The organism is Paenibacillus suaedae, from assembly GCF_032337355.1.
Taxonomy (GTDB): domain Bacteria; phylum Bacillota; class Bacilli; order Paenibacillales; family Paenibacillaceae; genus Paenibacillus_B; species Paenibacillus_B suaedae.
In genome coordinates this window covers 16,759-29,836 of record NZ_JAVYAA010000006.1, presented here as the reverse complement: position 1 = coordinate 29,836, position 13,078 = coordinate 16,759, and the positions used below count along the sequence as shown (strand labels likewise).

Sequence of the window (13,078 nt, the reverse complement as noted above, 5' to 3'; positions counted from 1 at the left end):
GATGAACGATCCTCACTATCCGCAGACTTTCTAAGTGCTATGCCTTTTTCCTCGGTAAGGCTGTCAGCATCATAATCAAGATCCGAGTCGATATCTCCCCATGTCTTGATTTCTATTGGTTCACCGATTTTTCGTTTTTTTTTACCTGATTCGCAACGTCCTCTAAGTTAGCAAGCACACCATTCTTCTCAAGCGCCTCTTCCAGAATCTTAATTTCTTCATCATCGGTTGTTATTTTATAGATGACCTTATGATATAGGGATTCTTTGACGGAGGCTCCTCCAGCAACTGCATCTGTCCAGTAAAAAAAGGAACGCATTCCAGCCACGCCTTTGATGGCATTTGCCCGAGCTGTTCGATCCAAAATGATAATAACATCTGCTAACACGCTCAGCATCTTTTCATCCTGATACCCTGTTTTGGATATCGCGCGTTCCATCATGACCTCTTTGCCGGGCAGATCCATCTTTTCTGTGTGTTGAACTCTGTCACGCAGAGCTTCGTTTAACGGTCTGGCCCCTGCATAGCTGCGATTTGTTGTAATGACTGCGATGAAGTCTGGGTGCCTGTGTATGATCTCGGTGGGGAGATTCATGCTTCCATCCAGCTCCAGAGCAGAGTTTAACGCCATCAATACTGCAGCATCACGAATCACGTTTGGTTCTTGAATTTCCAGAAGATATCCTTTTTGATACGCTCTAACGATTTCAGATGGGTAAAATCGGTACTCAACCGCTTCGCCCTCGGTGTATTCTGCTGCACGCTTTAGCATCTGCTTCATTTGTAAGGCGGCCTGTTCCTGTGTAATCTGTAGCGCATTCATAAGCACTTCAGTAATGTGATGCAAACTATCGCTCTCATAGATCGCTTGCCAAATGCGTTGCTCCTCAGGCTCCAGCTTCTCAAATTGCTCAGAAGGAATGACGGGCAATATAGCGCCGATAATATCTGATTTATCCATATCGGCAAAGCAGGTTATTTTCGTATAAGGCAATCTGAAATTCGCAGACAATGCTTTGGCAAGTTGAGTTTTACCGGAACCGGCATCGCCTTCTAACAGAATATTAGCAATTTTCATTTCCCCGTGATTCCAATTGCGTTTTACTTCTTTACATATACGCTGTTCTTCTTCGCTGACCTGATGGGAGGAAGGCTTTTTCCAAATCAGCCTGTTCTCTTCATCCGTCAGTTGTCTTGCAGGGGACAAGACATAGTTTTCATGTACATTCATTTCAATATTCTCCTATCTATCATGATGCGGAGCTTCGCTCATCTTTTGTTTTCTTTCAAAAAGGAGAGGGGTGAGCAACAGTGCACCGCCAATAATCAAAATACCGCTCACGACATATACAGTCAGAAGTGATGACATCTCCTTCAAATAACCGGATATGAACATGCCAGCGACCATCATACCCATAAAAACAGGTGTAATCACGCCGGATACTCGGCCCATAAACGAACCTTCCGTATTGCGTACAATAAGCGTCTGAATGCCGCCATGAATACAGGGGTAAAACAAGCCGCTAATCACTAAGAGAACAACAGTCAGCCAAATCAGAGAAGACGCGCCAATTCCCATCGTACAGACGGCGGCGACAAGCAAGCCGATCGTGAGCAGCAACTGTGGCTTAATCTTTTTGGCGATTCCCATAATGGCAATTCCACCTACGAACATGGCTGCTCCGTTGGCCATCACAAACCACTGCAAATCTTGTTTGTTTAATCCCAATTTCTCGATGACAAGGAAGATTTGGAGCGGTTGAGTCAGACCAGACGCTAATCCGACAGCTGCGAAGGTCATGCAAAGTGTGCGTAACGATTGATTTGACCCAATGTAGCGCAGTCCGGCCGCCAGCTCCTTGAAGAAGCTGCCCGCATCGCTCGATTTCGGTTCTACCTCATCACGTGGGAGTGTGGACAAAATGAACGAAGATCCCAGGAAGAAGACAGCCGTCAAAATCAGAGATACGTGAATTCCAAACTGTATAAAAAGAAATGTGCCGATGACCGGACCCAAGACCGTGAAGATGGCGACAAGTGTTTGGAACATTGCCATCACACCCTGAAGTTGTTCACCTGGTACATGCCGCTTGAATAGTTTCATGGCCGAAGGCTGAGAAAATTGGGACAGACTGGCGGAAATAAATGATCCGATCAGGAGGGCAATCCATCCGTTATTCAAAACGGCAATCAACACAGCTACAACGGACAAGGCAGACAGCAGATCACTCCATACCATCGTTCGCTTCGGCTTCCATCGGTCGGCAAAGGTTCCGCCAATGAGTCCGAATAGGAAAATCGGAGCAAATTCCGCAACTGAAATCAGCGATACATAAATCGGATTATTGTTCGTCAATTCGGTCACATACAGCAGTACCGCATAATTGCGGATCCAAATTCCGAGTTGCAGCAGCACCCGGGAGAGGATAATCGTTCGAACATATCGATTGGACAACATCATCAATACCCCATATCCTTTAATATTTTGGATAAATTGCGAAGACGCTCGCCGATCATCTCATCGTTGTCACTCAGCGCCTGACTGAACAGCTTAATGTCCTCATTGATTCGCACATTCTCCGTTTCAATTGCCACCGTCATGGCATCTCCTTGCAGACCAATCCGGTCGATGACGGGTTGCTGCGGGTCATACAAATGCTCAAACCGGTATGCTTCGTGAAAATGAGCTACAGATCGGCAAATCAAAATGGATAAATCAAGCACACGATGGAGGGGCAGTTCCTCCGAATCCTCCGACCATTTCTCTCCCGTATGTCTCCATACCTTGGCGGAAATATCGACCTTGCGGCTGTCATTCCACTGAGCTAATCCAAGGGAAAGACCTTTCACATCTGTGTTCTTAGCGAATTGGCCATCAATTTGCTCATAATTGTCCGACACGACAACAGGCTTGTGTTTTAACGTAATGGGTATTTTCATTTTCTCCCTCTTTTCAATTTTGTATTTACTAAATTACTAATTTACTAAATTACTGCTTCAGTTTATATTGGATCTCATCTGGAGTCAATCTTTTTTGAATTCAGTTTTCTAAAATCCGCGTTTGACTGCATGGTAAGAATGAGAAAAAGAGTGGTTAATCGTTATGTTCATTGTGGGAATTGAGTCGATGAATAGGGGAGACACGCATGTATAACATTTCAACTGTGAACGGAGATAGTCTAGATGTGTGAAACTGAAAAAACAAAAGAGCTGTTAGGCAAGTAAATTACTACTGCCCGACAGCTCGTTGTTAAGAACGTATAAGTTATGAATTCGTCAATCACTTATCTCATGTATAATGTCTCATACTCCTCCTTCGTCATACCGAAATACACCTCGTCATGGTACTTCCCATTAGTGTAAATCATGCTGCGCAGTCTGCCTTCCTGAATGAAACCCAGCTTGCGGTGCAAGTTCATAGAAGCTTCGTTGAAGGAATAAATGCATACGGTCGCTTTTTGATATCTCAGCTCGAAGAAATAATGCTTCAAAACGGTTAGTATCATATCACTGGCGTAGCCCTTGCCCCGATAAGCAGGCAATACGGATATCGCGTAATCGAAGGTTCCGTTTTTTGGGTCGCAGCCATCGATCTCAACGGTACCGACAAGGTCTCCCTGTTCGGCATCCTCGGCGATCCAGTAGAAATCATGGCTATTTTCCGAAGCTCCCTGCGAAATTTGTTCGATCCATTCTTCCATTTGTGCCTGTGTCCGTGGAAATGCAATCGAGTCCATATTTTGCAGTATGCTGTCATCCAAACTGTCGAATATGGTGATATCATCCTCAACAGGTGCGCGGAGCCGAATACGTTTGCCTTTCCAATAGGAAATGTCCATTCGTAAAATTACCTCACTTCGTTTAGATGGATTAGAATAAATAGGCGTATCATCTTCTCTTTATTCGGTCTATCTTCTTTTTCTCCTTTTGTATTTTCATTTTATAGAAACGCATGTCTTTCTTTTTTTGAAGCACTTCACTGCATGCGTATGCCTTTTTTAATAGGTTTAAGTAACAAGCGTTCGTGCGGCTGACCATCCACTTACCATTTTCATAGCAGAGGAGTGCAGTCGTCATTTTCTGTTCTTTGCTCAAGCCAAGACAGATATCAAACCAGGCTTCACACATCGATCTCCCCAGTCCGGTTTCCTGCCAACTATCAAATTGGGATAGGAGCTGTTCCCATAATTGTGCAGTCTCATAAGCCTTACCGCAGTCGTTATTCATGATATGCAGTTTGGTAATATCAAGGAGTGCAGATGTCTTATCCCTCGGATCACTGATAGAATCTAGTTCCTTTTCTTTATAAGAGATGGCCTTCTTATAATTACCGATTTCTTTGGCACGATAATATAAGGTTGTGATGCTAGTTTCAGCGTCCTGTTCAAGAATGGCAAACAATCGATCTGCCTCTTCATCATCCTTAAAATCAATTGCCCGAGACAACAGACTATCTGTAGATTCTTTCTCGATGCTGTCTGGGAACCATAGGGCCATTCTTTGCATAAATGATTCGATATCTTGCTCTGTATAGAGGGTTCTCAATTTATCCTTGCGTTCAAAAAGGTAGCTGTTCGACTCCGTAAGTCCAACTTCCTCTATGTATGTACACGTTTGTTCCACTCCAGCTGAGAAGATAAATTCGTCAAAATAACCGCAATACGTATCGAAATTAGCGGATTTTGCTTTCTCAAATGTCCATACATTTTCGAGCTTGCGGAATTTGGCCAGCAAATAAGAGAGGAGCAGCAAGGAATCCCCGTATCCTTGGAAGGCGTCATGAGTACGACTTTCCACTTCATTCTCCATCAAATATCGAATGAAATCATAGTCTTCTTCTCTCCAATCATACTGAAGCGCAACCGCAGCCGCATATCGTTTCCAATAGTTTGCGTCAGAATCCTCATATTCGAACTCTTTCCATAGTGCTTTGGAGTTTCTGATTTCCTCGATATTTCGTATAATTTCTTTGGTTTCCAACAAGCAACCCTCCATGTATTCATGTGATTGTAAACGATGAATGATATCTATATCTCTCATATATCCACTTTTATATCTATCCTTTATCTTAACAAAAATTAAGGCGAAGCTTAACGTCTGAATCAGGACAGATGCTGCCGAGATTGATAACGTTATAGGTGCAAGAGCGAACCGCTCACTAGCTGCCTAACGGCTAGAAACAACCCGATCTGAAACGGAGGGATTCATTATTCGAAGTCAACAAGATAGGAACTCAACTATGTCCCTGCTGGCGCTTATGCTGTGCACGTTTGCGATCGGCACCACTGAATTTATTACGATGGGTATACTTCCAGAGGTGTCACAAGATTTGCATGTATCCATTAGCGCCGCCGGATTACTCGTTACTGGCTATGCGATTGGTGTGGCCATTGGAGCTCCACTCTTAACCGCGATTACAGGCAGGGTCGAGCGCAAACGGCTATTGCTCGGACTAATGCTGCTGTTTGTGATAGGGAACGTGCTCTGTGCTCTGGCACCTACTTATGCATTTCTGCTGGCTGCACGGTTCGTGGCAGCATTTGCTCATGGAACCTTCTTTGGAGCGGGTGCGGTAGTTGCCTCGAAGATAGTGCCCGTGCAGAAGCAAGCTAGTGCAGTTGCCATGATCTTCACCGGGGTTTCTGTCGCGAACATTGTTGGCGTCCCATTAGGAACATTTGTAGGCCAACAATTGGGCTGGCGAGCGTCTTTCTGGTCTGTTGGTGCACTTGGATTGTTAGGCACACTTGCTGTAGCTCTATGGGTACCTCGCATAACATTTCAAGCGAAGAGCCAATTGCGGCAAGAACTGCATGTATTGAAGAGTGCACAAGTTCAACTCACGCTCGTAATGACGATACTGAGCTTTGTCGGAATTTTTGCAGCCTTTACCTATGTTGCACCGATGTTAACCGAGATCACGGGCTTTTCATCCGACCAAATCACGCCAATTCTGCTCTTGTACGGAGTCGGATTGACAATAGGGAATACGTTGGCGGGCAAGCTTGCTAATCGCCGCATCATGCCAACAGCAATTGGAGGACTTGCATTCTCTGCCTTCACGATGGGCCTGCTGTATTTCACCATCCATGTGAAGTGGGCGGCAGTATTGACCATTCTGTTATGGGGTCTGGCCTCGTTCGGTCATGTACCCGCCTTACAGATGCGCATCATTGAGAAGGCGAAGGGAGCACCTAATCTTGCATCATCATTGAACATAAGCGCCTTTAATTTGGGCATCGCACTCGGGTCATCGCTAGGTGCTTGGGTCATCCACAGTGGGTTCGGGCTCACAGCAGTGCCTATTGCGGCTACAGTGCTTACGATCGTTGCCATTATTGTTGCCCTTTATGGTTGGAGAAGAGATACAGTCGTCAAAGAAGTAACAAAAGCAGCTTAACTGTATTCGTGACAAAACGATAGTTCAGAAAAGGAGAGATTTAAATGAAATACACTACGTTAAAGAAAACTTCCATCCAAATATCGGAGATTGGATTCGGAACAAATGCAGTAGGTGGGCATAACAACTACGCCAATGTAAATGAAGATATCGGGAAACAAACGGTTCAAGAAGCCATTGAGCAGGGAATTACGTTACTGGATACAGCGGATGCCTATGGCTTTGGGCGTTCGGAACAATTGATTGGGGAAGTTATTCAAGACTGCCGAAACAGTCTTGTACTAGCAACCAAGGGGGGAATCGAGAAACTCGACGACGGCAGCATTCGGTTAAATAATCATCCCGACTATCTAAGAAATGCTGTAGAAGCAAGTATGAAGCGGCTTCAGACGGATTATATCGATTTATACTATATTCACTTCATCGATGAGCGCATTCCGCTAAGTGAATCAATCGGCGAACTTACTCGTTTAAAGGAGGAGGGAAAGATTCGTGCAATCGGTATTTCCAATGCGACGGTTGAACAAGTGAAGGAAGCGAATGCAACGAATGCAATCAATGTATTGCAAAGCCCATATCATATGCTCGATCGTTCAGCAGAACAGGAACTGATTCCGTACTGTCTTGAGCATGATATTTCGTTTATTCCTTATGGGCCTCTTGCGTTTGGAATATTGGGTGGGAAATACCAACCTGATATGAAACTGGATGATGGAGATTGGCGAAAGGACTTAGAACTGTTCCAGCCCGATGTGTTCACGCAGCATCTTGCCCGCGTAGAAAAATTGAAGGCAATCGCAAGTGAACAGCAGCTTGCGCTGCCGAATCTCGCACTTGCTTGGCTGCTGCAGCAGCCAGGCGTGGATGCGGTCATTCCTGGCGGGAAGCGAGTAGAACAGATTCATGACAATGCAGCGGCGAGCGGCATCCAGCTTCCTGCATCAACATGGAATCAAATCCAACTCATTCTCGAAGGATAACGGATTATAACAGATATAGGAACAAGCCCTGCCAATCATGTTGGAGGGCTTGTATTTGTAATATTGGCTTCACAATTTACATTGCTTCTCTCCCTATATACAATAGAACCGGACGCTTCTATGCGAACAAGGCAATGACGAAGAGAGGGAAGCGATATGGAATTATCTGTGTATACGAACAACCAATTTTTCTTTACTTATGTCAGACATCTATTCGACGACAGAATGAAGCTGAATCATATTGAGGACTGCCACCGATTCCGTGAAGCAATTGCCCAGGCAACCCCCCGCAGCATATTCTTATTAGATTCGAATCAAATCGAGGATGACACTTGCTTCACCCGCATGATGACAGAGACTAAGGTGCCTATCATGATCGTGAATCCAGATGAGAAGGATACCTTGAAGAAGATCATGATGTGGGAACAATCCATATCTGGAATGCTGGGTGTAGACATCGTGGAGGAGCCGATCAATGGGAGTCAAGCGAAAGAGATTGATGGAGCAGTTATGCTGGGTGATAAGCACACTCTATTTCACATCGGAAATCACTCCATACAGAAGCAGGGAGAAGAACAGGTCTTATCGACGCTGGAATTCAAGCTGCTCTATCATTTGGTACATCAAGACGAACAACCAATATCAGCGCAGGAGCTTGCGGATCAGTTGGATACCTCCGAGGGTGTACTCTACATTTACGTCAAGAAAGTTCGCGAAAAAATCGAAGCAGACCCAAGTCATCCGACCATTCTACAGCACCTTAGAGGCAGAGGATATGTACTGCACCAATTCAGAAGCATAGAATCAATCATACAATAAACAAGCCCCCGATGAGTCAGGGGCTCCAGTCTACGTCTACGCTACCCAGAGGCAGACAGCGATTTACGATTTCAATAACCATAATGCAGGGACATTTGGAGGCTCCCATCCTACAAGAGACGTATGAGCAACAAGCGCCGCATAGGTTTTACCGTTATAAGTTACGAGCGCGCCAGCCGCATAGGAGGTATTGGCTGCCCACGGTGTGGCCGTTGGGGCAGGCGCTGTTGTGACGCTTACAGCATTGCTGCTCGGCGACACATTGCCAGCAGCATCATAAGCAATGACCGTGAATGTGTAAGGGGTATTCGCCGTAAGCCCTGTTACCGTATACGTCACCCCATTTGTGGTAGCTACCAAGTTCGAGCCATTATAAACACGGTATCCAGCCACGCCCACATTGTCCGTTGATGCTGTCCAAGACAGCTTCACACTCGTAGCAGTAATATTCGAAGCGGTTAATTGGGATGGGGCAGTTGGCGGCTCCGTATCCGGCTGCGGTGCTGACGTCTTGAAGGATACGGCGTTACTATTAGTGGATTCATTGCCTGCGGCATCAACGGCCCGCACCGTATACGAATAGGTTGTATTCGGCGTTAGTCCCGTTAGCGCGTATGCTAAAGTGCTTCCATTCGTTGATCCAACGAGTGTGGAATCTTTATAAATGTTATACCCCGTTACGCCTACGTTGTCGGTGGAAGCATTCCAAGATAATTTGGCGGTATACGCCGTAACGTTCGATACGGCAAGATTCGATGGTGCCGTAGGCGGGGTCGGATCGACAGGGGAACCGCCGCCGAAGTCCACATCGATGACATTATAGAACGCGTTTGCGGTGTCTGCAATTTCCCACACGGCAAGGATTACTTGGTATCCCGTCCGGCTTGGAACCTTGCACGTGTCGGAGTAAGAATGCGGAGGCTGCTTGCCTTTATAATCCACGTTGCAGAACGGAGTCAAGTCGAAGGAGGCGCGGCTAAGCGGCGCATTCGGATTCCAATCCTGCTTCGTAATATAATATTTCCAGCTAGTTGTAGCGTGGTTAGCTTCAATCGTCCAATGGAACGTAGTCGTTCCCGGGGTAATGTTCACCTTGCTCCAGCGCGTTGCCGATTGTTGATCAAGCTCTGGAAATGCACCGTTAGCACTGGCGATTTTGCCGTCAGCCGGCCCTGCGGCTGGAAACCCCTTATATGCTTCCAAGCTTTGCGGCTCATAAATGATAAATCCGCAGTTCTTGTTCACCTTCTTCGCGCACAGATCAGCTCGGCTGCTAGGAGAATCGATGTAACCGTGCGCCAATACAGTCCCCGAGAACAAGAGCGTGACAACGAACATCGCGAGCATGATTCCACCTGCAACCAACCATTTGCGCATTCCTGCGTTCCACGTACACGTAACTGTCAAAATCATATTCCTCCTTCAAATTGAGCGTAAAATTACAATTAATGCTAACTCGTGGTGTTGTAGATTGGCGAAGTTACACCTTCTTTCATGGCATTGGATATTTCCAGTGCAAAATATTGTATAAAAACTCATGATGAGTCAATACCGGATGAAAAAGGATCTCATTGTCAGAACACAGAAAAATGTATACGCTTTAACTATGAGGATGATGAAAAGAAAATTTTTATATGTGATCGAAACTCCCTTCGAATCAAGTGCAGCCACATTCTTTGGCTGTTCTAAATCGAGATCCATCCAATATGGAAGCTTGTCCGATCGCTTCATTGACAGTTTCGGACATTGAAGGTAAGATGCAGGAAGATGAATATGTCCTCGTTAGGTGAGGCTCCTATACGAATACAGGCCACTGCCCGGAAACATCGAGAGATGCCAATGGGTAGAACAGGGATTGCCGGATTAAGGCTTTTCATAATGTGGCTAAGAAGCGGCAAGCTTCTTTACGTTGTATAGTGCCAAAACTGTACCAGGGGGAATGAAGCTTATTTGAATTGTGCTCAGCTGCAGCAACTATTCTCAATACTAGCTCTCCCATTTGGTAGGGAGGGCTTTTTGCTATGTTTGGCACCATACTATCGCGCAAGAGCAATCAACAATTACGTCCATATATCGTTACCTAAGGAGGATAAGCTGAGATGAACAAATCGGAAAGCACAATGGAAGTAAAGGGAGCCGTCCGCAATCACGTGCTCGTGGTGGAGGATGACCATCATATACGGCGTTTTATTTCGATTAATCTGGAGCGGAACGGTTTTCAAGTGGCAGAAGCTGCGATAGGCAGTGAGGCAATAATGCAATTTACAACGAATCGACCGGATGCTGTCATTCTCGATATTATGCTGCCTGATATGGAAGGCTTCGAGATATGCCGGCAAATCAGAGATGTGGATTCCGAAGTGGTCATCATCTTCCTGACAGCGAAGGGGCAGGATTTCGACAAAATTAAAGGGTTAGAGCTCGGTGCAGATGATTATATCGTGAAGCCGTTCAACCCGCTGGAACTTGTCGCAAGAATCAACACAGTATTGCGGCGCTCAAATCAGTCCTCACATGTATCCAGTAGAATAATTGAGTCAGGGCCAATTACCCTAGATAAGGATGCGAATAAAGTATGTAAACACGGGATGAAGATCGAGATGACTCCGAAGGAGTATGGCATGATTAAGGCATTTCTTGAACATCCCGACAAGGCATTATCGCGCGATGAATTATTGAATTTAGCTTGGGGAGAGGATTTTGTCGGTGACCCGAAGACAGTCGATGTCCACGTTCGCAAGCTGCGAGAGAAGATTGAGGATGACAGCTCGAATCCGAGACGAATTGAGACGGTATGGGGGATGGGCTACCGCTGGAAGAGAGGCGAATAATGATAGGTATCCGGCAGAGATTAGTAGGCAGCTACTTAGCTGTTATATTAACAACGGTATGCATCTTAGAAGTCATCTTGATTACGTCAGTGAACTATTATTATCACTACAATGTAGAACGAGCGCTCATTAATCAGGCGGAGATCTCAGCCGCCTTTTTCCAGCAATATTTTGCTGAGGAAGAAGTAGCGGAACAATCGGAGAAGCTCGTACGAGCTTTCTCTCAACATACTTCTGCTCAGGTGCAGATCATGGATGCTGCTGGACACATCATTCAAGATTCATATGGTACGCAAGCAGGCAAAGAGATCATTCGCTACACCGATGTACAGCAAGCTGCTGCTGGAGAGGTAGGCACTTGGCGCGGTTTTGACGATGACACCAACGAGCATATTGTTTCGGTATCCTATCCGCTTCAATCCGAAGGCAAGACTGTTGGAATTGTCCGCTTTATCAGCTCACTGACCGGTACAATCGATGCTGTCCGCTATATTTCCATCTTGTTCATATTGGCAGGAGTACTTGTTGTTGCCATTGTAGCTATGCTTAGTATCTTTTTATCTCGAACCATTACGGGGCCCATCCGCGAATTAAAAAAAGCAGCGGAAGTCATGGCAGATGGCAATTTCTCTATCCGCGCCAAAAAGGTGTATCGGGATGAATTAGGCACACTAGCTGACACGATGAATGCAATGGCTTCCCGAATTAGCCGCAATGAGCAGCTCAAGAATGAATTTATCTCCTCTGTCTCGCACGAGATTCGAACCCCGTTAACGAATATTAAGGGATGGGCTGTCACGTTGAAAGCAGGTGGAACACGTGAAGATGATTTGGTAACGGAAGGACTGGATATTATTGAATCCGAGACCGATCGCCTATCCCAATTGGTAGATGAATTATTGGATTTCTCTAAGCTGGATGCCGGCAGGCTGGAATTAGCATTCAGCCTTGTCGATGTACCACGTCTAGTCCAACAGATTGGTATATTGCTCTCACCGAGAGCTGCCCGCTTAGGAATCAAGCTTCATATTCATTCAGATCCTATGTTCCCTATAATCTTTGCTGACGAGAATCGTCTGAGACAAGTACTCATTAACCTATTAGATAACGCGTTTAAATTTACGAACGAACAGGGAGAGATTGATTTGAATGCGCGTGCCTTTGAACATGAAGTCATGATTTGTGTCAGAGACACAGGCTCCGGTATTCAAGAGCATGAACTGGGCATGGTCATGAAGAAATTTTACAAAGGGAAGAATAGTCCGACGGGTAGCGGTCTGGGATTGTCTATTAGTGAAGAGATTATTCGTCTACATCAAGGCAGAATTGAGATGGAGAGTGAGCAGGGCATTGGTACCGAAGTTCGAATCTATCTTCCTATTCATCACGAGATTGGCAGAGAAATTTAACGATTTCATAACCCTTTCATAGCATTGAAAATATACACTAGTACATGGAATACGGACAGGCAAGGAAAGTGGGCGTGAGCAAATGAAAAAACAGATTGTGCGGCAGGTATTGATTTGGGGTGTTCTTATCTGGACAGTTGGCTGTGGTGTTCCGGCAGCGCCAATCGACCTCATTCAGTCACCGATACCCGCCAGTCATATCCATGAAGCTGCTGTTCGCCGAGCATTACCAGACGGTTCCCGATTATTAATCCCGAAGCATGGGGGAGGGAATACAGGAATATCGTACGGCGACTTTGATGGGGATGGCCACGATGAAGCAATCATCGTATACGAAGAGAATGTGCGTAATGAGAAATTGCGTAAAGCAGCCTTACTCAGATATGAGAATAAGCAGTGGAACATTGTCTGGAATACGAAGGGCTATGGATACGGACTGGATTATGCAGGTATGGCCGACGTCAACAAGGACGGCTTGCCGGAAATCATTTTGGGTTGGACAATGGGTGGCGGAGAAAATGGACTGGATGTGTACACCTGGAGAGATAAAGATGTAAAACTATGGGACAAAAAAACATACAGCGGGCTAATTGATATCCATGAAGAGGATCATTCTGGGAAGTCTCAAGAGAAGTAGGG

The 13,078-nt window shown here is 45.6% G+C and carries 12 protein-coding genes and 1 riboswitch; of the genes, 6 read left to right on the top strand and 6 right to left on the bottom strand.

Annotation, left to right across the window (positions count from 1 at the left end):
* Positions 1-112 precede the first annotated feature (112 nt).
* The 5 genes from RQP50_RS21460 to RQP50_RS21440 all read right to left on the bottom strand — a co-directional run bounded on the left by RQP50_RS21460 (position 113) and on the right by RQP50_RS21440 (position 4,980).
* A complete protein-coding gene (locus RQP50_RS21460; RefSeq protein ID WP_072732209.1) occupies positions 113-1,231 on the bottom strand; it encodes an AAA family ATPase in 1,119 nt (372 codons plus the stop codon).
* Between the two features lie 12 nt (positions 1,232-1,243).
* Positions 1,244-2,458 (bottom strand): MFS transporter, encoded by a 1,215-nt coding sequence (locus RQP50_RS21455; protein WP_315746875.1) that lies wholly within the window; start codon positions 2,456-2,458, stop codon positions 1,244-1,246.
* A 2-nt stretch (positions 2,459-2,460) separates the two neighbouring features.
* Positions 2,461-2,940 (bottom strand): DUF6530 family protein, encoded by a 480-nt coding sequence (locus RQP50_RS21450; RefSeq protein WP_072732211.1) that lies wholly within the window; start codon positions 2,938-2,940, stop codon positions 2,461-2,463.
* A gap of 344 nt (positions 2,941-3,284) precedes the next feature.
* Positions 3,285-3,839 carry a GNAT family N-acetyltransferase gene (locus tag RQP50_RS21445; RefSeq protein ID WP_072732212.1) on the bottom strand — a complete coding sequence of 185 codons (555 nt, stop codon included), beginning with the start codon at positions 3,837-3,839 and terminating at the stop codon, positions 3,285-3,287.
* Positions 3,840-3,888: 49 nt separating this feature from the next.
* Positions 3,889-4,980, bottom strand: a complete 1,092-nt coding sequence (locus RQP50_RS21440) for a hypothetical protein (protein ID WP_315746694.1) — start codon at positions 4,978-4,980, stop codon at positions 3,889-3,891.
* 259 nt (positions 4,981-5,239) lie between these two features.
* Between RQP50_RS21440 and RQP50_RS21435 the strand changes: the two genes are divergently transcribed.
* From RQP50_RS21435 to RQP50_RS21425, 3 genes are all read left to right on the top strand, one after another.
* Entirely contained in the window at positions 5,240-6,400 is a 1,161-nt protein-coding gene (locus tag RQP50_RS21435) for an MFS transporter (protein WP_072732214.1), read from the top strand.
* A gap of 44 nt (positions 6,401-6,444) precedes the next feature.
* On the top strand, positions 6,445-7,380 hold the full coding sequence (locus RQP50_RS21430) for an aldo/keto reductase (protein WP_315746693.1): 936 nt from the start codon (positions 6,445-6,447) through the stop codon (positions 7,378-7,380).
* 156 nt (positions 7,381-7,536) lie between these two features.
* Positions 7,537-8,199, top strand: a complete 663-nt coding sequence (locus tag RQP50_RS21425) for a winged helix-turn-helix domain-containing protein (RefSeq protein ID WP_315746692.1) — start codon at positions 7,537-7,539, stop codon at positions 8,197-8,199.
* 63 nt (positions 8,200-8,262) lie between these two features.
* Here RQP50_RS21425 and RQP50_RS21420 read toward each other — a convergent pair whose 3' ends face one another.
* Positions 8,263-9,612 carry a lytic polysaccharide monooxygenase gene (locus RQP50_RS21420; RefSeq protein ID WP_315746691.1) on the bottom strand — a complete coding sequence of 450 codons (1,350 nt, stop codon included), beginning with the start codon at positions 9,610-9,612 and terminating at the stop codon, positions 8,263-8,265.
* Between the two features lie 358 nt (positions 9,613-9,970).
* Positions 9,971-10,143: riboswitch (M-box (ykoK) riboswitch) on the top strand.
* A gap of 155 nt (positions 10,144-10,298) precedes the next feature.
* Here RQP50_RS21420 and RQP50_RS21415 point away from each other — a divergent pair.
* The 3 genes from RQP50_RS21415 (at position 10,299) to RQP50_RS21405 (ending at position 13,076) form a co-directional block, all read left to right on the top strand.
* Entirely contained in the window at positions 10,299-11,030 is a 732-nt protein-coding gene (locus tag RQP50_RS21415; RefSeq protein WP_072732219.1) for a response regulator transcription factor, read from the top strand.
* Positions 11,030-12,439, top strand: coding sequence for a sensor histidine kinase (locus tag RQP50_RS21410; protein WP_315746690.1), 1,410 nt, complete (start codon positions 11,030-11,032; stop codon positions 12,437-12,439). Before RQP50_RS21415 ends, RQP50_RS21410 begins: the two co-directional genes overlap by 1 nt.
* Positions 12,440-12,521: 82 nt before the next feature.
* On the top strand, positions 12,522-13,076 hold the full coding sequence (locus RQP50_RS21405; protein WP_065290928.1) for an FG-GAP repeat domain-containing protein: 555 nt from the start codon (positions 12,522-12,524) through the stop codon (positions 13,074-13,076).
* Positions 13,077-13,078: the final 2 nt, after the last annotated feature.